At 41.7% G+C, this 25,489-nt stretch carries 14 protein-coding genes and 1 tRNA gene; 2 read left to right on the top strand and 13 right to left on the bottom strand.

The window, feature by feature from the left end:
• Positions 1 to 2: 2 nt before the first annotated feature.
• The 9 genes from ACT8YW_RS09395 to ACT8YW_RS09355 form a co-directional block, all read right to left on the bottom strand.
• Positions 3 to 2,141 (bottom strand): alpha-glucuronidase family glycosyl hydrolase, encoded by a 2,139-nt coding sequence (locus ACT8YW_RS09395; protein ID WP_444104725.1) that lies wholly within the window; start codon positions 2,139 to 2,141, stop codon positions 3 to 5.
• Between the two features lie 37 nt (positions 2,142 to 2,178).
• Positions 2,179 to 3,156, bottom strand: coding sequence for a glycoside hydrolase family 43 protein (locus ACT8YW_RS09390; protein ID WP_444104724.1), 978 nt, complete (start codon positions 3,154 to 3,156; stop codon positions 2,179 to 2,181).
• A gap of 27 nt (positions 3,157 to 3,183) precedes the next feature.
• The gene (locus ACT8YW_RS09385; RefSeq protein WP_444104723.1) at positions 3,184 to 4,314 is read right to left on the bottom strand and encodes an endo-1,4-beta-xylanase; all 1,131 of its coding nucleotides are present in this window, start codon (positions 4,312 to 4,314) and stop codon (positions 3,184 to 3,186) included.
• 32 nt (positions 4,315 to 4,346) lie between these two features.
• A complete protein-coding gene (locus tag ACT8YW_RS09380) occupies positions 4,347 to 5,762 on the bottom strand; it encodes an MFS transporter (RefSeq protein WP_444104722.1) in 1,416 nt (471 codons plus the stop codon).
• A 16-nt stretch (positions 5,763 to 5,778) separates the two neighbouring features.
• Positions 5,779 to 7,437, bottom strand: a complete 1,659-nt coding sequence (locus tag ACT8YW_RS09375) for a sialate O-acetylesterase (RefSeq protein ID WP_444104721.1) — start codon at positions 7,435 to 7,437, stop codon at positions 5,779 to 5,781.
• Positions 7,438 to 7,769: 332 nt separating this feature from the next.
• Positions 7,770 to 9,992 carry an endo-1,4-beta-xylanase gene (locus tag ACT8YW_RS09370; RefSeq protein WP_444104720.1) on the bottom strand — a complete coding sequence of 741 codons (2,223 nt, stop codon included), beginning with the start codon at positions 9,990 to 9,992 and terminating at the stop codon, positions 7,770 to 7,772.
• A gap of 24 nt (positions 9,993 to 10,016) precedes the next feature.
• Positions 10,017 to 11,420, bottom strand: a complete 1,404-nt coding sequence (locus ACT8YW_RS09365) for a glycan-binding surface protein (protein WP_444104719.1) — start codon at positions 11,418 to 11,420, stop codon at positions 10,017 to 10,019.
• A gap of 14 nt (positions 11,421 to 11,434) precedes the next feature.
• On the bottom strand, positions 11,435 to 13,081 hold the full coding sequence (locus tag ACT8YW_RS09360) for a RagB/SusD family nutrient uptake outer membrane protein (RefSeq protein WP_444104718.1): 1,647 nt from the start codon (positions 13,079 to 13,081) through the stop codon (positions 11,435 to 11,437).
• Positions 13,082 to 13,100: 19 nt separating this feature from the next.
• A complete protein-coding gene (locus ACT8YW_RS09355) occupies positions 13,101 to 16,274 on the bottom strand; it encodes a SusC/RagA family TonB-linked outer membrane protein (RefSeq protein WP_444104717.1) in 3,174 nt (1,057 codons plus the stop codon).
• A gap of 395 nt (positions 16,275 to 16,669) precedes the next feature.
• Here ACT8YW_RS09355 and ACT8YW_RS09350 point away from each other — a divergent pair, with 395 nt between their 5' ends.
• Positions 16,670 to 20,803, top strand: a complete 4,134-nt coding sequence (locus ACT8YW_RS09350; RefSeq protein ID WP_444104716.1) for a hybrid sensor histidine kinase/response regulator transcription factor — start codon at positions 16,670 to 16,672, stop codon at positions 20,801 to 20,803.
• 80 nt (positions 20,804 to 20,883) lie between these two features.
• Here ACT8YW_RS09350 and pulA read toward each other — a convergent pair whose 3' ends face one another.
• The 3 genes from pulA to ACT8YW_RS09335 are packed head-to-tail and all read right to left on the bottom strand — an operon-like array spanning position 20,884 to position 23,807.
• Positions 20,884 to 22,890, bottom strand: a complete 2,007-nt coding sequence (gene pulA, locus ACT8YW_RS09345; RefSeq protein ID WP_444104715.1) for a type I pullulanase — start codon at positions 22,888 to 22,890, stop codon at positions 20,884 to 20,886.
• Between the two features lie 51 nt (positions 22,891 to 22,941).
• Entirely contained in the window at positions 22,942 to 23,508 is a 567-nt protein-coding gene (gene ruvC / locus ACT8YW_RS09340) for a crossover junction endodeoxyribonuclease RuvC (RefSeq protein ID WP_444104714.1), read from the bottom strand.
• Positions 23,505 to 23,807 carry a DUF4286 family protein gene (locus tag ACT8YW_RS09335; RefSeq protein ID WP_444104713.1) on the bottom strand — a complete coding sequence of 101 codons (303 nt, stop codon included), beginning with the start codon at positions 23,805 to 23,807 and terminating at the stop codon, positions 23,505 to 23,507. The genes ruvC and ACT8YW_RS09335 overlap by 4 nt, the downstream gene beginning before the upstream one ends.
• A 115-nt stretch (positions 23,808 to 23,922) precedes the next feature.
• On the opposite strand from ACT8YW_RS09335, the gene ACT8YW_RS09330 reads away from it, so the two are divergent.
• A tRNA-Ala gene (locus ACT8YW_RS09330) sits at positions 23,923 to 23,996 on the top strand.
• Positions 23,997 to 24,245: 249 nt separating this feature from the next.
• On the opposite strand, the gene ACT8YW_RS09325 is transcribed toward ACT8YW_RS09330, so the two are convergent.
• Positions 24,246 to 25,148, bottom strand: a complete 903-nt coding sequence (locus ACT8YW_RS09325; RefSeq protein ID WP_272703046.1) for a PD-(D/E)XK nuclease family transposase — start codon at positions 25,146 to 25,148, stop codon at positions 24,246 to 24,248.
• Between the last annotated feature and the right edge of the window lie 341 nt (positions 25,149 to 25,489).

The raw sequence follows: 25,489 nt of genomic DNA, 5'->3' as shown, positions 1-25,489 counted from the left end.
ATTTACTTACTAAACCCGTAAGGTGGACATTCAAAATTGGTTATATCCAATTTGTATTCCATCATATCTTTCAACTCGTGTATGGGACGTTCCAATTCATAAGGTATCGGTTGTCTGCTGAATTGCTGGAAGTAAAGCAAACAAGCATCCCGCCACCAGACAGCATCCCGTGCCTGAATCTTCAGGTGGTGTTGCACATCATAGAAGCGTTCGGAATCAATATACGGTTCCATCCTATCCCATACTTTTTGAAAATTTCTCACTTCGTTTACACCACGATCATACGCGTAGCACAGTTCTGCCCAAAGTGTACGTCCGCTCTTCATTGGATGATTCCAGGGAACATGGTGAAACCAAAGGAGCAGATTCTCCGGACAAGTATTCACATTGTCCAGTTGCTCGCATAATGGAGAATGGTATTGTCCGATAGCATTACTTCCTGTACTGCTGCGGTCGAAACCTATTCCTATGTTGTCGGCACGGTGGTAATAAGGAGGCAACCAATCCGGGCGGGCACCGGGAATATCGCACCAGGGTTCTGGTCCGTAATGATGTCCCCATGCAAAGATATGATGCAAGCCGAGAGGCATCATGTAGTCTACTACTGCTTCTCTCGATTTCTGAAGCACTTGGGAGTTGAGAAGGGAGAGTTGAGCGTCGATTTGCTCTTTTTGAACGACTTCTCCTGCCGGAGTATCGGTTTGCGCACCGGTAACGGGAAGAAAAGTCTGTTTCAACCATTCTTCTCCTATCTGTTCGGAAGAGAGGGAATGTTTCCATGCCAAGCGTCCGAAAGCATACCAGTTGGCTTGGGCAAAAGGATGTCCACACCAATTAGTATCATCACCGATGTTTGCCACTCCGGAAATAGCCGTGAGCGGATGAGGGAATAAAGAACCATCCGTCACACGGGCAATGGTAGAGCCTTTGCCTTGCAGATAAGTATCACTGTCTAAGCACTCTTTCCACATAGGAGCAAGGAATGCGAGATGATTGGAAAAGCCAAGATACTCTTGTGTGATTTGAAATTCGGGCATAACTGCCGTCTTCTTCATAGCTCCAAACAGCGGGCTGAATGGCTCACGGGGTTGGAAATCTATCGGACCGTTCTTGATCTGCACAATAACATTATCCCGGAACTTACCATCCAAAGGTTCAAATTCAAGATAGGCTTGTTTCGCACGATCGCTGTCGGTCGGAGAATAAACGAAAGCGCGCCACATCACAATGCCATGATAGGGCCTCAACACATCGGCAAGCATATTGGCTCCTTCGGCATGAGTGCGTCCGTAGTCACATGGACCGGGCTGCCCTTCGGAATTCGCTTTCACCAGGAAACCTCCGAAATCGGGAATCAGGGAATAAATCTCTTTTGTTTTCTGCTTCCACCAGTCTATCACTTCTTTATTCAACGGATCGGAAGTGGACAAACCGCCTAAAACTGCGGGAGAAGAAAAATTGATAGATAGGTATATTTTCAAACCATAAGGGCGGAAAATGTCGGCCAAGACTTTGACTTTCTGCAAATAATCATTAGAAAGTATCTTGGGACTTGCATTGACATTGTTTATTACGGTGGCATTAATGCCGATAGAAGCATTGGCACGAGCGTAGGCTTCATAACGGGGAGAGACAACAGACGGAAGTTCGTCCCATTTCCAAAGTGAATGTCCGGCATATCCGCGTTCGATTGTACCGTCTAAGTTATCCCAATGATTCAGGATACGAATTCGGTAATCAGGTCGTTGGGAGATATTGAGGGATTGCAAAGCTGACTTCGGTAGTTGTCCGGTAGCTTGCAGACGGAGTAAATGATACGTTCCATAAAGTACTCCTTGTTCACCAGAAGAAGCTATCGTTATTTGACTGCCATCTTTGGAAGTCTGAATCGTATATCCTTCATTTCCAAGTGCACGAAGTTCTTTATTATTTCGAACTTCCAAAGTAACCGGGATCCCTCCATGCCAGAAGTTCTGTAATTCGGAAACCGCAATACGTAATGTAGGTGATTGTTTCTTGCTGGTGATTTCCGCTTTCGCTCCCGCTGCATAACGAAGCCACAAAGCCCTTCCATCTTCTGCCCAAATAGAAGAAAAACAAAAAAGGATAGTGAATGTCAATGCAAATATATTTCTAGGCATATTTTTCAGATAGAGGCGGTTGTTTTAATGTATTCTATTATTCATCTTTTCCCTCAATGGTAATGATTCGTCCGTCTGTATCATACTGAAGTTCGCAGACTTTCAGGCTACGGAGCCAAGTCTTTCCCTCTGATGGTACACAATCATGATGAAACAGATACCACTTGCCTTTAAACTCTACGATAGCATGGTGAGTAGTCCATCCTACCACCGGAGTCAGAATGACTCCCTGATAAGTAAACGGACCATAAGGGTTATCACCTATTGCATAGCAGAGCAAATGAGTGTCTCCCGTAGAATAGGAGAAATAGTATTTACCATTATATTTATGCATCCACGAAGCTTCGAAAAAACGGCGTTCCGTGTCCCCTGCTGTCAATGGCTTGCCATTTTCGTCCAGAATTACCACTGCACGGGGTTCTTCGGCAAACTCCAGCATGTCTTCACTCAAACGAGCGACACGCGAGGGTATTGCCTCCTCCTCTCCCTCCGGCAAAATAGCAGATTCCAAAGCTTTATTATTACGGTAACGTTGAAGTTGTCCACCCCACAATCCACCAAAATACATATAATAGTTACCATCTCCGTCATCCCATACAGCCGGATCAATACTATAACTACCCTTCATCGGATTAGCTTCCGGTATAAAAGGACCATAAGGTTTATCACTCACAGCTACCCCGATACGGAATATATCATTCTGATCTTTCAATGGAAAATACATATAGTATTTACCATCTTTACAAACCACATCACAATCCCAAAGTTGACGGCCCGCCCAAGGAATATCCTCGGTGGAAAGCACCACTCCATGATCTTTTATTCCACCGTTCATCACATCATCCATAGAATACACGTGATAATCTTTCATATTAAAATGATCGCCATTATCATTTTCGGCAATACCACTTTCCCAATCGTGAGAGGGATAAATATACAGTTTGCCATCAAATACGTGTACGGCAGGGTCAGCCATATAATCACCGGGAACTAAATATCTTTTTTCTGTTTTCATCCTATTTCTGTTTTTTCTGTTAAAAACTTATTTTGTTTTTTCAGCCTCTTTGATAATCTGGTCGACTACCGGCTTCGGCTGATAATTGCGATCAAAAAGTAACGGATAATCCGTGCGGCCTCTCATCGGCCAGTCATTACGCCAAGAGTTATGATCGGCTACTCCCCAAAGAGTAACTCTGGTGATGAGATCATGATGTTTCAGGAACAGACGGAAGAAGTCATTCATTCTTTCAGTCCATGCTTTCGATACCTCTTCCGGTAATCCATCCGGATAAGGATTCATCTCTTTCTTATATTCAAAAGAAGCAGAAACCTCTGCACCTACATTGGGATTCGGTGATGGTATCACTGTCAAATCCAGTTCCGTTATCATTATCTTCACCCCCGTTCCGGCAAAAGCCAGCATACTCTTCTCAAATTCACTGATTTTCGGATAGTCCATGCCAATGTGTCCTTGCATACCTACAGCATCAATACGGATTCCACGTTTTTTCAAATCGTTCACCATTTTCACGATGGCTTCTCTTCTGCCCGGTTGGGCCATAGAGTAGTCATTGTAGTAAAGTTCGGCATCCGGATCGGCCTCGTGTGCATACTGGAAAGCCAATGGGATATATTCTTCACCCAGAATCTCATAAAACTTTGTCTTGCGATATGCTCCATTGTCTTCAATCGCTTCATTTACTACATCCCAGCCTTTGATGCGGCCTTTATAACGTTTCACGATGGTAGTGATATGGTCTTTCATCCGCTTCTTCAGAACTTCCGGAGAGACATTGTTCCCGTCCTTATCTACGCAAAACCAAGGAGCCAATTGTGAATGCCAAATCAGACAGTGACCAATGATAGCCATTTGATTGCTCTCACCAAAACTGACAAATTCATCTGCTTGCGTAAAATTATACTTATTTTCTTTCGGATGAATGACAGAAGACTTCATACAGTTTTCCGCCACAATGGAATTAAAATTCTTCTTTACAACTTCAACAGCTGCGACATCCTTACCGGAACTTTGATGTGTGTTCACTGACACGCCAATCAGAAACTTGTTTTTCAAAGCCTTTTTCAGCGAATTTCCATCTTTCGCAAAAACTTCTCCAAAAGAAAAAGAGAACATCACTGTCAATAACAACAGAATTATTCGTTTGAGTTTCATACGTTATATTTTTAAACATTCTACTTTCTTATCTATTCGCCTTTTTTACAGCGCGATTCTATCTCCTCATTTATACTGTCAATCACATTATCTTCCAGTTCATATTTAGAAATAATGAACATAGCGACCAAAAGTAACAATGCCGGGATAACAGCCACGAGCCACAGTATTCCCTGTTCTGCAAAAGGCGATTGTGACACTTCATTTGTCTGGTCAAATCCGACGAAAGCCATAACAAGCCCCGGTACAACTCCCCCAAGAGCCATTCCCGCTTTATAGAAAATACCGGTCAAAGCATTGACTATACCTGAGATACGTTTACCATGAGTATATTCGCCATACGAAATTACTTCGGGAACCAAAGCCCACATGTATCCTGTCGCAATAATGACTCCGGTAGATTTTATGAACTGCGCCACAAAAACCAACCATATCTGCGTTTTGAGTACCGGAACCACAGAAATAATATACAGTAATGCCATACCCAATATGGCGACTGAAAGGAATACATAAAACATTTGTTTTTTTCCAATCGCACGTTTAATGGCAGGTACCATGGGCATGAAGATAAATGCGGGTATCGAGCCTAACGCCATAAAATAAGGCAACATCTCCGGTGCACGTACATTATAAATCATATAATATGAACCGGCTGAATTACCAATGGCCATCATTGCAAAAGCTGTAATGAAGAAAAAGGCCAGAATCCGTAAAGGTCTGTTTCTACAGAACTCTACCCATAAATCGGAGACCTTCACTTTGGATGTTTCCTCCTGATCCATCACTACACGCTCCTTCGTCTGGCTAAAGCAGAATACTAATAATGCCAACCCGACAACAGCATAGATTGTCATCGTAATAAACCAAGCATTGGCAGATGCGGTAGTATTGATTTTACCATCGGGAGATAATAACTTTACCAATATCGGAATGCCATAGGCTACCGCCAATCCGCCTAAATTGGCAAGAAACATACGCACTGACGTCAACACCGTGATTTCATTCGTATCCCGGGTAAGTGACGCATTCAGTGCTCCATAAGGCACATTTATCAATGTATAACACATGGATAATCCTACATAAGTGAAATAGGCATAGAACAGTGAGCCCGAAAAGCCGTTCCAAAAACAAAGAATAGCAAAACCAGTCAGCGGAATTCCTCCCCAAATAAGGTATGAACGGTATTTCCCTAGTTTAGGATTGTGCTTATCGACGAAAGCACCCACCAGAGGATCCCAAAGGACATCCACTATCCTGACAATAAGAAACATCACGGCTGCCACCTCCGGTTTAAGTCCATATACATTGGTATAAAAAATCAGCAGATACATACATACGGTCTGGTAAATAAGGTTTTGCGCCAAATCACCGGAACCGAATCCTATACGTTGAAGCCAAGAGAGTTTATAGAAACCTTTCGCTTCATTGGCCTTTATTGTATTCTCCATAAAATAGATAAATTGGTCATTTTCTGTTTTTCGTATTCATTTCTATCAAGATAGCTGCTGCCACTCGTTGCCCTAGCGTCTTTTTATCCAATGGATGAATATCATTCCATTCTCCTAAATCACTATTTTTAATCAGAGTAACATTTTTATTTGTATCGGCTACTTCCTCCTGCGCTTTCCGGAATTCCGCCCAGGCAGCACGTCCTCTTTTATCTGTAGGTGAAAGAAAATCTGCCAGTTCAATAATATAAAAAGGCATATCCGACTTATTCCATCGTTGTCTCCAGTCCACAATCATAGCTGTCAGCAAATCTTTATACTCATTTCTGCGCGAGACATTCGATTCTCCCTGATACCAGATGACACCGGATACCGTATAGTTCAGCAAAGGAGCAATCATTGCATTATACGGTCCTGTGGGTTTATAATGAAAAGGCGTTTGTCCCGGAGCAGCGGGCATAGGAGCACCGAGATGATATTTCCAACTCCCCTCCAAATTGATCTCCGATTCTCCTTTTTCCGGCTGACCTTTTCCGAAAAGGATTTTATAAGGCTTTTCCTTTACAAATTGAGGACGACCGCCATAACTAAAAAGGCGTATGGTTATTGTATTTTTTCCGGCTTTCAACAATCCGGCAGGAATGGTATAGATACGGGGAGGATACTGATAAGAGACAGTCCCCACAAATGTGCCATTTACATAGACCGAATCTGCATCTACGATGCATCCCAAACGAAGAGTCGCTTTCTCTCCCGCCTGTTGTGCAGACACCTGAAAGTCTTTACGGAACCAGTGGGAGCCATTGACGGTATTCAGTCCGTTTGTTGCCCAGCCGGAAGTAAACAAATCTGTTTCTGTCCAATTGCTATCATCATAATCGGCAGCATACCAAGGGATAGCCTCATGCATCCCTTTGTCTCCCTGACACAACGCCACATTCCAAGCATGACTTTTCTTCCTCTCCTCTTTTTTCATCGATTCCACCAAGTCGTCCGATTCATAGATACGCTTTTCATTCAAATAGTATGGAAAAGGCTTCAACCCTTCCTCGCTGATCCATGCTTCTACTGGTGAACCTCCGACACTGGAATTTATGATTCCTACCGGAACTTTTGTCTTCTGATAGATATCTTTAGCGAAGAAATAGACCAAAGCGGAAAATGGCATCACATTTTCAGGAGTCATCGCTTGCCAGGAAATTCCCGGAATATCTGCCTGCGGAGCATGAAAATTATAGAGCAGAGGTGTTTTTATATAGCGTACCATCGGATAGTTACTGTCCGTAGATATTTCATCGCGAAAACGATATGTAACCCGTGAAACAGGCAATTCCATATTCGACTGTCCCGAACATACCCAAACATCACCAATAAGAATATCTTTTAATTCGATATCATTAATGGTCATCGTATAAGGTCCGCCGGCTTTCAAAACAGGCAAAGTCACTTTCCAGTTACCTTGTACATCGGCAACAGTCTTATATTTCTTTTTCAGGAAAGTTATATCAACGGTTTCATCAGGATCAGCCGTTCCCCAGATATTGACAGGTTCCCCACGCTGAAGTACCATTCCGTCGGAAACAAGAGCCGGAAGTTTAACCTTTGCTCCACCCAACAAGGCGAAGCAAAGGAACACAACTACTAACCCTACCTTATAAAACCAATACTTATTCATTCTGTCTTTTCTTTTATATGTCTTTATTTCATGATAATTTAGCAAGAGAAGAAATCCACCGGGATTCCACTTTGCAAACTTAGGAAGTTTCTTTCCGTCCGCCCAGAAATTTTGATTCAAATCATTACTCACTTGTTACATCATCGTTTACGTATGTTACAAATACTTGTCGCGATGTTACATTCAAGCTAAAACCACCGATGAACAGGAGGAAAACGAAAGTTTTAGAAAGAGTGGATTACAGTAGTTATTGTTATTCATTCGATCCGCTCCAGGATGATAACAACTACTATAACCCTCACTCTCCCCCTCTTTAATTATTATAAAATCATTTATTCCAAATCTCCGGTAAAGTCTTCGCTGACATCCTTACCAGCCAAACCATCGGCTACTCCCTTATAAGCATGTTTACGTGCATAATTAGCATCCCAAAGGTTCGGAGCGTCATTCGGTATCCAATTCACATGTTCTTTTTCATTGTCCGATACTCCCCAGATGGTAATACCATATTGTTTATCCGCCGGAATATACTTTTTGTACATATCAATGACATACTGATACATTTCTGCCTGTTGTGCCAAATTTTCAGTAGTAGGCGACGAGGTGTTAACCTTAATATCCAACTCGGATATTTTAATCAACTTGCCGGTAGCACCCAGTTTCTGGAACATTTGAGCGATATTGTCTTTATTGGAATCAATAGCAATATGCATCTGTGTACCGATACCATCTACTTTGGCCCCTTTGCTTTCGATGTATTCCACATATTTAATCAGACCGTCACACTTATTGAGATTATACTCCAGATTATAATCATTGATGAATAGTTTGTCATCCGGACTTCCGTACTGACGGGCAAGTTTGAAGGCTTCTACTGCATAGTCTTTCGGAGTCAGGAAATAATCTTGCCAGTAGAATTCATCAGAAGCCAGATCAGTTTTGCCTTTACCACTCTTAATGTCCGATGTCTTTCCGTCATCCATTGGTTCATTGACTACGTCCCATGCATGAACATAAGATTTGCAATGAGTAACCATCTTTGAAATCCAGTCTTCCATAGCATCTCTGATGATCTCTGCTTTTTCTCCATCGGTCTTCTCGATGATAGTAGGACCGGAAGCGCGAGTGACTGCACGAGTCTCCACCACTTTCTCCGACAATACGATATTATCTATATAATAATCGCCTGCACTAACTCCGAAATTGATACAGAATCGATTCATATCCTCTTTAGACACTGTAAATTCTTTCTTAAATTCTGTCCAAGTCGTACTCACATTTCCATCTACATAGCATTCACCTGCATAACTCGTTGAGTTCTGAATTTGAATTTGGAAAGCAGTTGAGACACTTGCTTTAATCATAGCAGAGAACTCATAGGTCTTGCCGACTTCCAAAGGAGTATCAAAGCCATATCCAGCCTGTGCCTTATATGCATTGCCCGCCCCTCCGTCAACAGAACTAGTCAGCTTCATCGAATATGAACTTCCATATCCTTCACCTTCTTCCGAAATCGCGGCCTTTCCACTACTCCAAGCTCCCCAAGGAGTAATAGCTTTGCTTTCAAAATCTCCGTTAGAAATCAGATTAACTACAGTAGGCTCCGCATCTTTGTCTGTCACAACAATATTATCTACATAATAAGTCACATCCGGCAAATAACCAAACTCAAATGCAATCTGAAATGTAGTACTAACAAAATCATTCACTGTAATCTTCACCTGCTGCCATTGAGACGTCGTCTCAAAAGCTTCCGTCCAACTGCCACCTGTAGCATACCAATCCTTATATGGATAATTATTTCCTAACCCATCAAAAGTCAACCGGGCTTTACCGGGATTATCCGAACGGACAAAAAATGAAATTTCATAATTATGCCCACTTACTGCTGAAATGTCAGGAGTATATAATTGCACAGAATGAGCAGCCGTTACAGAAGACCCTACTGCAAATTTCAATGCTTTGGAAGTAGTTGTCAGTCCTTCCCCTTCCACAATGGACATCGCATCACTTCCATTTTTACGATTCCAGCCATCAAAGGTTCCATCTTCAATGCCTGACAGATCCAACAAATTACTGCCCGCCGGTCCCGGAATAACTTCCGGTGCAATCAGACTATTCAGATAACTCGCATTCTGATTAGTGTGCCAAATCAGACAGTGCCCATAAATGCTTATACCCGCTTCTGTAGTCTTTGTAAACAATTGATCTACCTTATCAAATTTCAAATTCCCTTTAGAATCAACCATAGGACCGTGCTTCATGGCATATCCTATCGTCAGATCATTAAAGTTCTCATTCACAATGGTAGTCGTTGTCTCGTCACCAAGATATTCATCCATCCCCACTCCGATACCCAACTTAAAGTTGGGATCGGATAAATATTCTTTCAACGGCTTGTAACGGGAAATCTTTTCAGCCAACTGTAAAGGCAGTTCGGAAGAAGTAACCGCTCCATGTGTAGGGTCTTTATACCACTCCATCTTATTATCGTCACACGATGTCAATATCAGCACCGACAAGGCAACAAACGGAAGCATATTTCTGTATTTCATAATCTTTTCAATTTAAAGTCATTATTATTCTGCATCCTCTTCTTCGTCCGGGAAATCGGAATATTCCGGCTTCGTCAAAGGTACGACACGCCAGTTATCAATATAAATTTTCACGGAAGTTGCTTTGGATAGAAACTCTGTTTCTTTATCCGAGCTCGCACCTGTGATCTTATCCAATGTAATATCAGAGTTCTCAAAATAGAAACCGAAGTTGGCATAAGAAGCAGATGCACGGGTAGCGGCCACATCGGCAAAAGTGGTCCAAGCTCCGCTGGATGCTTTCGATTTGTAGAATTCACTGAACGGAACAGTTACAGTCTGCCAACCGGTTGTCTGGAAAGGAACAATCTTTCCGTCTACAAGCCACGGTACGTAATTATAACAGTCTCTCTCCCATTCTCCACCGTTGAATCCGTTCTGACCACAAATCTTCAGGAATCCGGATTCAGACCAAGGTTCGGGCACATAAATTTCAAACTGAATAGCACATTCGGCAACAGGAGTTTCAGCAGGGACACCCAGCGTCAACCAGTCAGGATCAGTGCCATTACCAGCTGTCCAAACTTCAGCACAACGATTCTTTGCTGCTGCCACCGGCAACTGTCTTTCTAATGGCAAGCGACAGTAAGCACCTTGCGACACATTACCTTCACCAATCGAAGCAGATTCCAGTTCGGTTGTTTGAATCATACTTTCAGAATCGCCCCATGCCCCTTGTGCACCCACTCCGTCGAAGTTCAACAACAAGCCTTTCTTATAATTGAAATAGGCAGGAGAATAAGCACCACCATTCGAACCTTCTACGAAAATAGAACCGCCCTCTTCAGAAACTCCGGCAGGCATATCCACCATAAAATATTCACCGTCAAGATCAGAAATAATACCTTCTGTCACCACCACATTTCCGGGGAAAACGACTTTTGCTATTTCCGTCAATCCACTTCCATAAACAATGATAGGCTCACCTATATTCGGCATACTGTTGGAGATTTTCGTTATAGACGGTGCAGCAGCACGAATCTGGAAATCATAAACGTATTCACCGCCATCTTTTACCAAACGAATTGTATTACGTACATTCTCGTCAGCTTCTGTAGTCGGAACTTTACTGTTCACACTAACCAGAAAAGATTTATTCGAAACAAAAACCGGATTAAAATAACAGTTATATCCATTAATATACACTTTCTTCAATCCGTTGAATCCTTCACCTTCAATTCGGATCAGTTGTCCCAAACGGGCAAAATCAACCAAACGGTCAGGAACATTCGACTTCGCGTCTTCCAGATAGATCCCGGTTATGTTCATTACAGGACTTCCGCCATTATCGTCATCGTCGTCACACGAAACAAATGAACAAGAGCAGATGAGCAGGCTCACCAATAAGCCAAATGCTTTCATACTATTTTTATATATCAAGCTTTTCATTCGTATTCTCGTTTTTAGTTAAACAAATCAGTTATTCTGTCTTCCTTAAATGCATAAGGCACAGGATCTGCTTTCAACAAAGGATTTTGCACAGTCTCCGATTCCGGATAAGGAAGAAGGAATATACTGGAATCGACATCTCCTATGGCACGCTTCGTTTCATCCGAATCCTCGTCTCTCTTCAAAGTCTGTGTATCCGCATCCCATACTACAGGAATAGCAGTACCCCTATCCTGTCCTGTGATATAATTGAGTACTTCCTGTTGTTTATAATAAGCTCTACGTACCAAGTCATACCAATACTGTCCTTCCAGACAAAATTCCAGTCTACGCTCACGACGAATATCTTCGTAAGTAATCGAATTTTGGGGTTCCAAACCGGCACGTTTGCGCACTTTGTTAAAGTATTCCATTGCATCGGCATCATCTGTTGAAGGATTATTTCCCAATATAGCTTCTGCATAAATCAGATATACTTCTGCCAGACGCAACATGTAAGTATTGATAGGAGTACTTCCGGAAGTGATCTTCGCATTATCTTTGCTGGAACCACAAACGTATTTCTTACAATAGATTCCGGAAACAGTACCCGATGCTTTCTTCTCACAAGTATATCCTCCGTTTGCTTTCTGTATTTCAGGATAATGATCGCCATAAGCCATCCAAGTCGGCTGACGTCGTTTATCTCCTTTTTCATACTCCCAAATCACGTCCGGTTGTGCAAAAACATAGCCGCCCCATGCACGATCATTACCGGTAATAGCCGACTCACAAGCGAAATAATCCTGTATCGTGTTACATTCCCCATACGTACCATTACTAACCCATTGCAAAGCAAACAGTGTTTCCGAGTTGTTATTTTTATCAATCATAAACAAATCGGCATAATCAGTCATCAGTTCAAAATTTCTGTTTTCTATCACTTTTAAAGCCGCTTTCTTTGCCAAATCCAGATAGTCCTGATTACGGGTCGCACTATTAGGGTTGCTACTATAACCGGCATACGTCAGATAAACACGCGACAACATGCCAAAGGCACTGTATTTATTGACACGTCCGGCAGCAGAAGAAACCTCCGGCAAATATTTTGCCGCAAATTCCAAGTCACGCATCGCAAATTCATAGACATCACTTACCGGGCTGGTATTGACAATTGGATTAGCCACTAGTTCATCCGTATCCTCATTTATAATAACATTTCCCCATAACATCGCCAGATAGGAATAAGCAACTCCACGCATGAACCGTGCTTCAGCAATATATGGGTTCTTCACTTCTTCGCTATTGGATGAGTTACCTTTGATCCCGTTAATAATCTTATTAGTTTGCTGTACTATATTGTACAATGAGCCCCAAGCCGAAACTAACGGTCCCGTCAATCCAGTTTCGGTCAAATCAGCAAAAGGATAGATATAATTAGAGGTTGTCGCACAAAGGTTGAATCCGCGTCCGTCACCCAGTCCATAATAGAACTTATCGTTAAAGTCGAACCACACCTTATTATACAAAGGAGCTGTTGCTGCCCGGAAATCATCTTCCGTTTGATAAAAGTTATCTCCTGCGATATTGGAGTTATCTTCAGAATCGAGGAAGTCACTGCATCCTGCAAACGCCAAAGCTACAGCCAACATGAAAGAGTATATATACTTACTTGTTTTCATATTTAGTCACTTTAAATGATTAAAAGGTTAAATTCAGACCGAATGTATAAATTCGCGGAGAAGGATAACGATAGTTATCAAAGCCTGTAAGCAAAGCGTCCTGATTGGCAGAACCGATTTCCGGGTCCATCCCTTTGTATTTTGTGAATGTATATACATTCTGCAGGTTACAATAAAGTTTCAGATTCTGAATACCAATCGGTGCCAGCCATTTACGCGGGAACGTATAGCCGAAAGAGATAGACTGAATACGTAGGAAAGAACCATCTTCCACAAATCGGTCACTGAAACGATAATTGGAATCATCCGTACCTTTGGCTATAGCCATACGGCAAGCGTAAGGGTCACCGCCTACAATCTGTATATTCCGGTAATCATCCGGACCATTCGGATCAATCAAAGCCAGTTGTGCATAATCCAAAGCCGATTTCAGGATATTATTATTGCCACGTGGATTTTCAAGTTCACGACGTCCCCAGTTTACAACTTCATTTCCTACCGATCCGGTCAGGTTAATGCTCAAGTCGAAACCTTTATATGAGAAAGAGTTACCGAAGCCGAAAGTAAAGTCCGGTTCAGGATTACCGATATAAGTACGATCTTGTTCATTGATAACACCGTCTTTGTTTACATCCTCAAAAATATAATCACCAATCCAGATACTATTCTTGGAGATCGACATACCTTCAGGCAATGCTACCGGCTTAATTGCTCCGGAAGCATCTTTATAATAAAAGTCAGTAGCCTTTTCAAAGCGGCCAATCACTTTATAACCATAAAACTGTCCGATAGGGTTTCCTACTGATGTACGTGTCAGCACGGTTATTGTTTCGCCTGTCTGATTACTCTTATCTATCAGGCTGGTTGCCGTATCCAGTGATTTTACTTTATTACGGTTCATTGAGAATACCACGTTACTTCTCCATTGAAATCCGCCTTTATCAATATTCACTGTATTTAAAGTCAACTCAAGTCCTTTATTCTCCAAAGAACCCACATTCTTCCAGGGTGCGGAAGTAGAGCCCTGACCTGAAGTTCCCACGTAAGCAGGAAGAGGCACTTGCAACAACAAATCATTTGTTTTCTTATAATAAATATCGGCTATCAATTCAATCCTGTTCTGGAAAAGATTAATATCAAGTCCCAGATTACTTGAATAAGTAGATTCCCATTTCAATTCAGGATTCGGAGTATTGCCAGCCAGTAATCCTGTTCCCCAAACGGTAGCAACAGATGAATAAATGGCTTTATATGCATTATTAGGCACATTCTGATTACCTACAACACCCCATCCTAAACGCAATTTCAGATTATTAATAATATTGTTGTCTTTCAAAAAAGATTCATTGGAAACCTTCCAAGCCAAAGCAGCCGATGGGAACCATCCCCAACGATTATCTTTATAGAATTTGGAAGAACCGTCACGACGAAGAGTAAATGTCAACAGATATTTGTCATCGTATGAATAGAACAGACGGCCGAAATAAGATAAAATCGAACTTTCTCCACTATTACCATTATTCTTGGCTGTTGCAGCATCTCCCAATGTCAGGTCGGTTGCGGCATTGGACAAATATCCCATACGGCTTCCCATCAGATATTCCCATTTGCTCTCCTGCATTTCCTGACCAATCATTGCATTCACATTGTGCACTCCAAAAGTTCTCATGTAATTCACGATATTTCTCCAACTCCAGAACTTATTATATGATTTGGAGAAAGTCCCCTGACGGTCCGTATTTTCAATCGCACCAAAAGTATATGAGGGATCAAATTTATAAGTATTAGCTACCCCATAATCGAAAGACAATTCCGTTTTAAACGTCAGTCCGTCAATGATAGTAGCTTCAGCATAGGTGTTTGCCCGAATACCCATTTTCTCGTTGCGGTTATCCTTAATCATGGCAAGACCCACCGGATTCGTTTGTACCCATTCGTCCGTATCCGGTCCATCAAATGTGCCTTCAGCATTACGAACAGCAACACTCGGACTCTGCAATAAAGCAGTTCTAATCAACGACTCATCAGATACAGTCAATTTCTGACGGGAATTACTAAACGCAAAGTTAATACCCATTTTTAAGTAGCTCTTCACTTGGGCATCAAAACTACCTCGTAAGTTCAGACGCCTGAACCCTGAACCAACAGCAATACCATCCTGATTGAGGTAGCCTGCTCCCAAAGCATAGTTACTTTTATCAGTACCTCCGGTCACAGAAAGATTATGACTGGTCATCATAGCTTTAGAGAACATCTCATCCTGCCAGTCTGTACCCTCACCTAGTAAATCCGGACGAACAAAGTTATTATCCTTGTTCACTATTCCCCAATCATTTCCCGAATAGTCTTTTCCTGAACGAACATTCTTATGCTCCGCATATTCACGCAGATTCAGCATATCCAGTTTTTTAGGCATTTCCTGCCATCCTATATATCCGTCATAAGTTATTTGCGCCTCACCCTTCTGTCCACGTTTGGTAGTAATCATAATCACACCGTTTGCAGCTCGCGCACCATAAATAGCAGTGGCGGAAGCATCCTTTAATACGTCCATAGAGACGATGTCCGAAGGATTGATAGATGCTAATGCATTATCACTTCCCGAACCTGTGGAACCGTCGATGATAACACCGTCAATGACAAAGATAGGCTCATTGGAGGCATTCAAAGAGTTGATACCACGAATACGGATGGAAGAACTACCACCGGGCATACCGCTATTAGCCTGTACTTGCACACCGGCAGCACGTCCTTGCAGTACCTGGTCAATGGAAGTCACTACAGATTTCTTAATGGCTTCATCATTGACCGATACTACAGAACCGGTCAGGTCACTACGTTTCATCTGACCGTATCCAACTACAACTACTTCGTCTAATACTTTTGCGTCTTCTTTGAGAGTAATATCAAACTGTTTTTTTCCGGCTACAGAAATCGTTTGTGTCTGATATCCGATAAAAGAAATCTTCAAGCTACCTTTGGCTGATACATTCAACTTAAAATTACCATCCAAATCGGTAACTATACCATTGGTAGTGCCAGCTTCTACTACACTGGCTCCGATAATCGGTTCGCCCGATGCATCTTTGACCACTCCCGTCACGGAAACAGTCTGTGCCAATACCCATACAGGGAAGAGGCAGAAAAGAATGATAAGACCTAACGGTCGAAAATAATGATTTGTGCTTTCCATAAAATCATTTTTTTAATTAATAATGATAGTGGTTGATCCAAGTTATAGGTTTTTCTCTTCTTATTTATAATAAGGAATAGAGTAAGGAATTCATGTTTCCATAAGCAGTTATTATTTTAAGGTGTCCGACAATTCATTTTTTGGTTAATGCAAATTTATGAATAATATATCAGGCATAGGTGGAGATTTTGTTTCAAGCAATTGACAGGCGGTTACATGCGTTTGCACGTACGTTACAGGCTATTGCACGCTCGTTACATTCCCCTTTCAGAAGCTTTTGTGAAGGGGGTACATGTAACATCAGTAAAAGGAAAAGTAACAAGGCTAATGCTATTTTTAATTTAATATATTATCTTTGTCTATGCAAAAAGCGCAAATAAACCCTGCTTATATTAATGAATATGAAAGCACAAATCCTACTCCTTTTTTCTATATACTGTTTCCTGATAGGAAGTACTCCTGTAATGAAAGCACAGACCGGCAAATTCTATTCAACTGACAAAGAACTTTCCAACAGTCTGATCAATGTCGTATATCAGGACCGGAAAGGATTTATCTGGATAGCTACCGAAAACGGACTTAATAAATTCGACGGGACACGTTTCTCGATCTATCGACATAATGCTACGGATAGCACCAGTTTGAAAAACAACTATGTACGAACATTATTCGAAGACAGTCGCGGTAATTTCTGGATCGGATGTATCAATGGCTTACAACGATATGACCGCGCCACAGACAGCTTTCACGAATTATTCATCTCCCGGAAAGACGGACGAAAGAATCCTCATATCACTTCCATTATTGAGCGCCGGAACGGGGATCTTTGGATAGCAACTTCCGGACAAGGCGCCATATCCCTAAAAAAAGACAGTACCCCCGCCTCCTTCCATATCGAAACCGAACTGACAGAACGAATGGGTAGTAACTACCTGAATGTTATTTTCGAAGATTCCCGGCAAAATTTATGGATTGCTACAGAAGAAAAAGGACTTTACCGTTATTCTCCGGAAAGTAAAGAGCTTAAAAGCTATAAGGCACCTTATCATATAGCAGGTGATGACGTTTCTGCCATTTGCGAAGATGCACACGGACAAATTTTCGTAGGAACTCTGACAAAAGGTCTTTTCAGACTATCATCCCGGCAGGAAGGAAACTTCGAACCTGTCCTCTACCAAAACCGGATGAATCTGAATATCCGGACTCTCATCATTGATACCCGTGGAAAACTTATAATAGGAACAGACGGTGAAGGAGTAAAAGAATATCAGCCTCAACAAGATATTATTGTGGACAGTGAGATTAATGCGGGTCCCTTTGACTTCTCCAAATCCAAGGTTCACTCGTTAATCGAAGATAAAGATCACAATGTATGGCTGGGCATCTTTCAAAAAGGTTTGATACTAGTACCCGGCATTTCAAATAAGTTTGATTACTACGGCTATAAATCGATACACAGCAACACCATTGGTTCCAGCTGTGTTATGGCTATTTATACAGATGAACAAGCTACAATCTGGATAGGTACGGATAACGACGGATTATATGCCATAAACGATCAGGGGAAACAATTACGCCATTACACCCATCAGGCAGGTAACCCCCAATCGGTCCCCGGCACTATCCTATGTCTCTATGAAGATTCCAATCAGGAACTTTGGTTAGGATCTTACTTCAACGGTCTGGCACGGATGAACAAGCAAACCGGAAAATGTCAAGATGCCACCTCACTTTTACAAGGAAATCTTAACGCAGGCAAGCCCAAAGTTTCCTGCATCATTGAAGACAAAAACAAGAATCTTTGGGTGGGTACTTACGGATCAGGCTTATACAAAATCAATTTGCCGACTCAACATGTCACCTATTACGAATCTACCCGCAACGAAAACGATGACTGGAGTATCAACCGACTTCCAAACGATTGGATTAGCTGCCTGCTGGAAGATGAAGACGGAATGATATGGATCGGCACTTATAAAGGTCTGGCTGTACTCAATCCTCAAACGGACAATTTTATCAATTATAAAAGGCAAAATAACCTCCTCCCCGGGTATGTCGTTTACAGTTTATTGGAAAGTAGCCATGGAGAAATCTGGGCTGGTACTTCCGAAGGGTTAGTCTGCCTGAATAAAAACAGACTAACACCTGTACTTTTCACTGCTGCCGATGGGCTTCCCAGTGATATTATTTGCGGCCTGGCTGAAGACGATAAAAAAAATATATGGATCAGTACCCATCAGGGAATCTCTAAACTGAATCCTCTGGAAAAGAAATTTATCAATTATTATGCAGGTGACGGTCTACAAGGAAATGAGTTTACCCGTACTGCTGTATTTAAAGATAAACGCGGCAAGATCTTTTTTGGAGGTACCAATGGAGTAACAGCTTTCTACCCCCAGGATATCACCGAAATCAAAAAAGAAATGAATGTATTGATTACCGGCTTTTACGTTGCTAACCGCCCTGTGAAAAAAGGGGATAAATCCGGCAACAATGTTATCACTGATACTGCTGTCATGGATACGGAGCAATTTACACTGGCATATAATGAAAATACATTTAGTATTGATTTTTCCGTTTTGGAATTCAGTAATCCCGACCGGATTAGTTATCAATATAAGATAAAAGAATTAGGCGATGAGTGGATCAGTACGCAACCGGGGACAAACCGGGTGACCTATAGCAGCCTGAAACCGGGGAAATACACTTTCTCCGTACAGGCACGCGACCATAATAATTTCTCTAATATCCGCACAGCTACTATTGCCATCACTCCACCCTGGTACCAGACCTGGTGGGCAAAAGTATTCTGGGGATGTCTCGGAGCATTACTAATCTATGCTCTCACCATGTATATTCTGTCACGTATCCGCCACCGACAAGAAGTGATGCGACAAAAACACATGGAACAGATTAACGAAGCCAAATTACAATTCTTCATTAATATCTCACATGAAATACGTACCCCGATGACTCTTATCATCAGCCCGTTAGAAAAACTGTTAGCCGAACATTCCGAGAAACAACCGGTTTATCTCATGATTTACCGAAATGCCCAACGTATTCTACGTCTGATCAATCAACTGATGGACATACGAAAACTGGACAAAGGACAAATGCATCTGAAATTCCGGGAAACAGACATGGTAGGATTTATCAATGACTTGATGCAAACATTCAATTATCAAGCGCAAAAAAAGAACATCACATTTACTTTCGAAAAAGAACTGGAAGGTGTTGATTCTCTGAAAGTATGGATTGACCTAAACAACTTTGACAAAGTATTGATGAATGTCCTTTCCAATGCTTTCAAATATACACATGAGGGAGGAAATATCGAAGTGTTATTGAGAACCGGTCACAACGATGCCTACCGGGGTGCTCTGAAAGATTATTTCGAGATAGATATCACCGATAACGGGATCGGTATTGACAAAAACAAAATAGAACAAATATTCGAGCGTTTCTATCAGATTGACAACGACATGACACAATCTAATTTCGGTACAGGAATCGGACTGCATCTTTCACGGTCGTTAGTGGAACTGCACCACGGTATCATCAAAGCGGAAAACCGGGAAGACGGACAAGGAACCCGTTTCGTCATCCGCCTGCCGTTAGGTAGTAATCACTTGAAAGCAGAGGAACTGGAAAATCCTGAAGAAACCGGAAGCGAACCAACAATCTCCCAACTTCCCAAAGATTCCTTATACGAAACGGAAGAAGAAAACAAAACTAACGAGTACAGAAAACACAAAGCCAAAACACGTTATCGCGTCTTAATCGTAGAAGATGATGAAGAAATACGCCGCTACATACGTAGCGAACTGGATAGTGATTTCCGTATCTACGAATGTATAAATGGACGGGAAGGACTGGAAACCATTTTGAAGGAGAAACCCGATCTCGTCATCAGTGATGTTATGATGCCCGAAATGGATGGAATCACTCTCTGCCGGAAAATAAAACAGAATATCAATATCAATCATATACCTATTATATTATTAACCGCCAAATCGAAAGCCGAAGATCAAATCGAAGGACTTGAAATTGGAGCAGATGCTTATATCGTAAAACCATTCAATACTGAATTATTACGAACTTCTATCAGTAATCTGATAGCCAATCGAGAAAGACTGCGCGGCAAGCTGGTAGGTGAACAACAAGTAGAAGAAAAAATAACAAAGATAGAAATGAAGTCCAACGATGAGATCTTGATGAGTAAAGTAATGAAAACCATCAATGACCATCTCGCCGACCCTGCCCTTAATGTAGAGATGCTGGCAGCCAACGTTGGAATGAGCCGCGTACATATGCACCGCAAATTAAAGGAGTTGACTAATCAGTCTGCACGAGATTTCATCCGTTCTATCAGACTGAAACAAGCTGCCAATCTGCTACGTGAGAAGAATCTAAGCGTTTCGGAAGTTGCATACGCTACAGGCTTCTCCAACCTCTCTCATTTCTCCAATACATTCAGAGACTTTTACGGAATTTCACCGAGTGAATATAAAGAACAACAGATGTAACAAACAGAATTAGGCTTGTTGCAAACAAGAATCTAAATTAGAAAGAAAGCCGTTATTGATATGACAAATAATGACTAAAGCTACTTATACATAATCAATGCAGACTGACCGGGAATAATCACTTCCGACCCGGTTTGCGTACCTAATCCACGCACATCTATCACGCCATCTTTGCATACCACTGTATATTTACCAACAGGCACTTCCAAACGCGCAGGAGTCATACGGGAATTAAAAGCCACGATAATATCTTCCCAACTATCTCCGTTCGCATGATCCTTAAGACGGAATGCAATCAGGTTTTGTCCTTCCACCGGAAGAAACTCCAGATGTTTCCGAACCCTTTCCGCATCTCCCATACGGAAAGCGGGATGGGACTTACGCAGATCTATGAGTCGCTTATAATACATGAAAACATCTCCGTTCGTCGTTTTACGTCGCCAATCGATAGCATTAACTGCATCCGGACTCTTATAACTATTATCCACCCCTTGTTTATCGCGCATCACTTCTTCTCCTGCATAGATAAAAGGAATACCTTGCGAAGTGAAGACTACCGTTTGCGCAAGCTTATCAAGCCGGACCAGTTGCTCGGGAGTAGCTCCCGGCATACTTGCTTTCAAGCGATCAACAAGGCACAAACCGTCATGGCAGGAAACGTAGCTAATCATCTGGGTAGGTTGCTCCGCCCACGGTTTCTGACTGTAATTAACAGAATCACACCGTACTTGCGGATGCTCAATAGCACCCACAATACCGAATTTAACACTCATTTCTGCTCCCGGAACTCCGGTAAGGAAAGCCCCTTTCTCCTTTTTCCATACAGGTCCGCAAAGCCCGTCACGCAATTCATCCGAGAATACGGCAATTCCCGGCATGTGGGAAACATTCCCTTTCATTGCCAACGAATCTGCCGGATATTGGGGAGTGTCGGCTGCCCAACCTTCTCCATAAATACAGATGGTAGGATCAACCTTGTTCACTGCTTTTCGGATTTCATTCATGGTCTCAATATCATGCACTCCCATCAAATCAAAACGGAAACCGTCAATATGATATTCTTTTATCCAGTAAAGAACGGACTCTATCATGAACTTGCGCATCATAGGGCGTTCACTTGCCGTCTCATTACCACATCCAGAACCATTTGCCAATGTCCCGTCTTCTTTCTGACGATAAAAATAACCGGGAACAGTACGTTCAAAGTTACTTTCAACGGTATTAAAAGTATGATTGTAAACCATATCCATTATCACCCGGATACCAGCTCTATGTAATGCTTGTACCATCTGTTTAAACTCTTTCACACGAGTGGCAGGTTGATAAGGATCAGTTGAATAAGAGCCATCCGGCACATTATAATTCGCCGGATCATATCCCCAGTTATAGTGGTTTTCTTCCAGTTTTGTTTCATCGATAGAAGCATAGTCAGAGGAAGGAAGAAGATGTACGTGTGTCACTCCCAGTTCTATCAAGTGATCGATACCGGTCAGTAACTTATCCGAATTCATGGTCCCGTGTTCAGTCAATGCGAGGTATTTACCTTTATTCTTAATTCCCGAAGTAGAATCAACCGAGAAGTCACGATGATGCATTTCATAGATAATCATATCAGCAGGAGATTTCAAAGAAGGACGCCTGTCACTCTCCCACCCCTCTGGATTTGTAGTCTTCCAGTCAATAATAGCGGCACGTTTCCCATTCACTCCGACAGCATGGGCATTGATTCCCGGCGTGTCTCCCTGCCATTTATCGTTGATTTTTACATTGAAGGCATAGAATTTACCAAGCAGGTTCTTATCTACTGAAGTTGTCCAGGTTCCATCTTCTGTGGGTTCCATCTTTACAGTTTCGTAAGCATGTCCGCCTTCACCGGCATCATACAGCATCAGACGCACTTCTTCTGCTGTTGGTGACCAAAGGTAAAATTTGGTTGCCAACGGCGTATATTCCATTTCCGTAAGACTTCCCGTACGAACCGGATACAGCTCAAAAGAAGCATATTCCTTTTTCGCAGGGGAGCAGCTCATTACTGTTGTCACTGTAGTCACCCCTAATATTGCTAAATAATTACTTCCCATCTTCATTTAAACCCCTCCTAGATATTTCCTTTATATCTATCCCTATAATCAGTAGCTTTACTTCACCTTATCCGGATTCTTCGCTATAAAATCCTTCCAGCTATTATAACCTTTTTCCATTGTCGGCCGCCCCATTTGCAGGAAATGACAATAGGCTGCTGCCAATCCATCTGTTGCATCCATAAAAGTAGGCATATCCTCTTTGGGAAAGCGCAACATCCGCTGCAACATATCCGCTACCTGTTCTTTTGATGCCTGCCCGTTTCCGGTGATAGCCATCTTTATCTTCAAAGGAGCATATTCCGTAATCGGAATATCCCGGCTCAACGCCACTGCCATCGCTACCCCCTGTGCACGGCCCAACTTCAACATCGATTGTACATTTTTACCGAAGAAAGGCGCTTCAATAGCCAGCTCATCAGGCAGATAACTTTCAATAATGCCCAATACCCGTTCATGGATATGGCGAAGTTTCAGATAGTGGTTGGCAAATTTACGCAAGTCGATAATCCCCATCGCAATCATTTCGGGCTTGGTTCCTTTCACTCTTAGAACACCGTATCCCATGATTGTCGTACCGGGGTCAATCCCCAGGATTATCTTTTCTTTTACCGGTTGAATCACTCTATCACCTCCATCAAGGTCGGAAACCCGATCACTTTATCTTTAAATATTTTTGCCAGTTCGTCATTCAAACGTACTCCCTGTTCCAAATGCCAACGATGCAGTACCCCACTGCTTTCCACCTCCCATTGCAAAGAATACGCACTTCCTTCTTCCCGATGACTTAATATCCGGCAAATGCGGGGTGCCTTCAACGCACCGTGTTTCTGTACTTCAGGGATATAGCTTTCTTTTATCCAAATCATGAAATTGTCGTGAACCTCATCGTCCACTTGAAAAGTTGTATTATAAATCAGCATATCTTAATTTCATACTATTATTTACCGCAAACATAGCAATTATTTCAGAATAATGCATTATATTTGCGGCAACAAAAAAGATTCGTTTACAAACGTTATCATATAAGACAAAAAAGGGGCGTTAGCTCATCTGGCTAGAGCGTAACACTGGCAGTGTTAAGGTGATCGGTTCGAGTCCGATACGCTCCACTTACACGAGATTTAAACCACTGATTATCAATAATATTATTTTCAATATACAGTCTTACTCCCTCATTCTACTCCCCCACTAAAAAGCACTATATTTATATTACTTTAACTCAACTTATCCCCTCCTCCCAACAAATTACACTAAAAGTCCTCCTTTTCGCTCCTATCATCCCTATCCCAATAACAATAAAAAAGGGAATACACAGTAAGCCGTATATCCCCTCAATCAATAACATATTCAAGTTTACACTATAACTTTTCTATTTCTTCTCTAGACAATCCAGTAGCTTGTGAAATTATATCAATTGCTACTCCCAGCTTTTTCAGGTTACGAGCATTATTCAAATTGGCTTCTCTTACTCCTTCTTCTTTCCCTTTATTCAATCCTTCCTCAAGCCCTTCTGCTCTTCCTTCTTCTCGTTCTGTATAAATATTATCTCGGAGTATGACAATGTTATCCAAATGACGATAATAAGCAGCCAGTTCATCTTTCGTCATGCTATCAAGCTTTAATCTCTCACGTGCCTCCTCAAGTCCGGGAGCTGTAGCACTAGAAGGAATCTCACCTGTATTCAAATAGTAAATCCATTCTTCCAATGGGCTCTTGGCTACCTGATTAAAGCCATTCACTTTCAGGATATAGTATTCAGGATATAACTGACTAACTGTATCTACTTTAAATGTCTGCTTCTGGAAAGGAGTCAGTTCTAAAATATCCCCTTGATGAATACCCCTGAATTCTGTCTTTCCATGATATACGAAGTCCGTCCCGTGACCTAATGAGAAATAGACGATATTAATACTATATACTTTACGTACCTTGTCATAACTCTCTCCTCTATTTATATACTCAGTCACCAATTTAGAAGTACCGAACAACATACGCTGGAAGTAAGCATATTCATTATTATTCTGCACCTCGATCAAGACAAGCTCACCCTTAGAATTCTCGGCAAGCATATCTACACGATTATACTTGTCAAACTCGTCCTCCTGATTACTTTCACTTTCAAGGAGTTTTTGGATAACGATCTTCTCACCCAGCAACGTAGTAAGCAAACCTTCAAGTACACTAAAGTTTGCCTTATTCCGGAGCAGGCGTTTCATCGCCCAGTCAAAACGAATTATCTGATTATTATTACTATTATTCATATTCAATATATTGTTAGACACAAAGGTAAACAAAATGCATTAGATTAGCAAAAGAACGCAAGAGATAATAAACTGTCACCAAATTAGTATGAATATACATAGAAAATCTCAATAAAAGTCAGCAACAAGTACTATTATTCATTTTTGATACTGTTTTTATTTCCTTTTTATTTCGAAAATAGGATCAAAAAAAGATAATAAACAGCAAGCTAAGATGCTTATTTACAAGACTATATTAAAAATAACAATTCATTAATAAAGACTGCTTACCTGTTAAATATAGAAGGGGGCTGATAGCTGGTTAATTATGGTGCTCTCTGTCTTTGGTGGTTCTATGAAAT

It is taken from the genome of Bacteroides sp., assembly GCF_052357945.1.
Lineage (GTDB): Bacteria > Bacteroidota > Bacteroidia > Bacteroidales > Bacteroidaceae > Bacteroides.
The sequence above is the reverse complement of the archived record's forward strand: the minus strand, read 5'-3'. Positions and strand labels throughout refer to the sequence as shown.